The organism is uncultured Paracoccus sp. (assembly GCF_947487305.1).
GTDB lineage: Bacteria > Pseudomonadota > Alphaproteobacteria > Rhodobacterales > Rhodobacteraceae > Paracoccus.
Genome location: NZ_CANKWH010000083.1, coordinates 1 through 665, shown reverse-complemented (window position 1 = coordinate 665; position 665 = coordinate 1). Strand labels below are relative to the sequence as shown.

Here is a 665-nt window from a genome sequence, read left to right as displayed (position 1 = left end):
GCGATGCCCTCGATCCCCGAGCAGACAGGGGCGACCGAGATCATGAAATCGTCGGTCCCGATAAATTTCTGCACCGGATCCGAATGCACCACATAGCCCGACGCATCGACCAGCCAGGCAACGGCTCTGAAGGTCAGGTCGGCGATGGTTTCCAGTTGCCAGACCGGTTGCAGCTTGACCGCAAGCGCAGGCGCGGCCGCGCCTGCCGCCATGACCAAGACCAGTGCGCCGCCCCCGGCCTTCAGGAACTGCCGCCACAACCGCCACGGCGCCAGCCAACCCAGCAATCCGACCAGCAGCAAGCCCATGCCCAGTGACCACAAGGCAAAGGCCGGCAACAACATGGCTTCCCCTTGCCCTTGCCGCATGAACACCGCAGGCAGCATGGCCAGCACGAAGCCCGCGAGGTTCAGCGCCAGCGGCTGCAGGCTGCGGCCGGCCTCGGCCAGCAGGGCGAGAAACAGCGCAGGGCGCAGCAGCGCGAAAAGCCCGATCGCGGCAATGACGCAATAGAGCGCCGCCAGCGACTTGCTGGCCATGCCGCAGGCTCGCGGCGGCCAGTTGTCCAGACAGCGGAATTCGATTCCATGCTTGAAAGTCACGCCGATAACCAGGAACTGGGCGACCAGCAGAAACGCCGCCAACAGCAATGGGCGGAATGGCGG

At 65.3% G+C, this 665-nt stretch carries 1 protein-coding gene; it reads right to left on the bottom strand.

Going from position 1 to position 665, the window contains the following annotated elements:
- A partial coding sequence (locus Q1A36_RS21355) for a hypothetical protein (RefSeq protein WP_299848196.1) occupies positions 1-644 on the bottom strand: 644 nt, incomplete at its 3' end.
- Positions 645-665 lie beyond the last annotated feature (21 nt).